Here is a 1,708-nt window from a genome sequence, read left to right as displayed (position 1 = left end):
TTACCAAGGCTCATAGAATGAAACTTATTGACGAATATATATCAAGACATTATTGAGGATTATCCTGAATTTTGTCGACTAGGAAGTTTTTCAACTGGTTTCATCCTGAATTTTGTCGATTAGGCCACAATCACTTATTACAGCTGGAAGCCATGAGGTGTCACCTCGCACTCGATGCGCTCCGTGTCACCCCGCACTTGATGCGGGGTCCAGCCTCGGGAGACAACGGTATGCGCGAAGCCCGTCCGGCCTATGGGAGAAAGCAGGAAAAGGAACAAACTAAAGATAGAGGAGCAAAGGAAACCCCGCCTTTATCGGGCAGGGAGCGGGCAAGATGGAGGAGGGAACGGGGCTAGGATTGTCTGAGCCCACGGCGAGTTCCGCAGCCCCCGACGATGGCGCCGCCCGCGACCGACTCGGCCCGATAACAGCGGCGGCGCTTCTTGGTTCGTTCTTCTCGCTGCTGAGAAGAATGAACGTATCACTTCACTATGTTCGTTTCCTTGTGGGTATTCCTGGATCCCGCGTCGAGGCGCGGGATGACTTGTCAGGTCTCCAGGCACTGGAGGCTATGGTATTTATCCTTGCGGATATTTCCTGGATCCCGCGTCAAGGCGCGGGATGACCTATCATGTCACCTCGCACTCGATGCACTCCGTGTCACCCCGCACTTGATGCGGGGTCCAGCCCGGAGAAGATAGAGCTCACACCCCGAACATAATGGTAAGCGGAACCCCGCCTTTATCGGGCAGGGAGCGGGCAAGTCGGAGGAGGGAACGGGGCGAGGAGTGTTTGAGCTCATAGCGAGTTCCACAGCCCCCGACGATGGCGCTGCCCGCGACCGACTCGGCCCGATAACAGCGGCGGCGCTTCTTGGTTCGTTCTTCTCGCTGTTGAGAAGAATGAACGTACCGTATCACTATGTTCGTTTCCTTGCGGGTATTCCTGGATCCCGCGTCGAAGCGCGGGATGACCTATCATGTCACCTCGCACTCGATGCGCTCCGTGTCACCCCGCACTGTGATGCGGGGTCCAGCTATGGGAAAGACAACGGTATGCACGAAGCCCGGCCTATGGGAGAAAGCAGGAAAAGGAACAAACTAAAGATAGAGGAGCAAAGGGAAACCCCGCCTTTATCGGGCAGGGAGCGGGCAAGTCGGAGGAGGGAACGGGGCGAGGAGTGTCTGAGCTTATAGCGAGTTCCGCAGCCCCCGACGATGGCGCCGCCCCGCGACCGACTCGGCCCGATATCAGCGGCGGCGCTTCTTGGTTCGTTCTTCTCGCTGCTGAGAAGAATGAACGTATCGTATTACTATGTTCGTTCCCTTGCGGGTATTCCTGGATCCCGCGTCGAAGCGCGGGATGACCTATCATGTCACCTTGCACTCAATGCGCACCGTGTCACCCCGCACTGTGATGCGGGGTCCAGCCTCGGGAGACAACGGTATGCATGAAGCCCGTCCGGCCTATGGGAGAAAGCAGGAAAAGGAACAAACTAAAGATAGAGGAGCAAAGGGAAACCCCGCCTTTATCGGGCAGGGAGAGGGCAAGTCGGAGGAGGGAACGGGGCGAGGAGTGTCTGAGCTCACAGCGAGTTCCGCAGCCCCCGACGATGGCGCCGCCCCACGACCGACTCGGCCCGATAACAGCGGCGGCGCTTCTTGGTTCGTTCTTCTCGCTGTTGAGAAGAATGAACAACTATGTTCGT

Annotated in this window: 1 protein-coding gene; it reads left to right on the top strand. The window is 57.3% G+C overall.

What is annotated here, in order from left to right; all coding sequences use genetic code 11:
- Positions 1-1,468 precede the first annotated feature (1,468 nt).
- On the top strand, positions 1,469-1,708 hold a 240-nt coding region (locus B5G10_RS12800; RefSeq protein ID WP_206396580.1), incomplete at its 3' end, for a hypothetical protein.

The organism is Barnesiella sp. An55, assembly GCF_002161555.1.
GTDB classification, from domain to species: domain Bacteria; phylum Bacteroidota; class Bacteroidia; order Bacteroidales; family Barnesiellaceae; genus Barnesiella; species Barnesiella merdipullorum.
The sequence above is the reverse complement of the archived record's forward strand: the minus strand, read 5'-3'. Positions and strand labels throughout refer to the sequence as shown.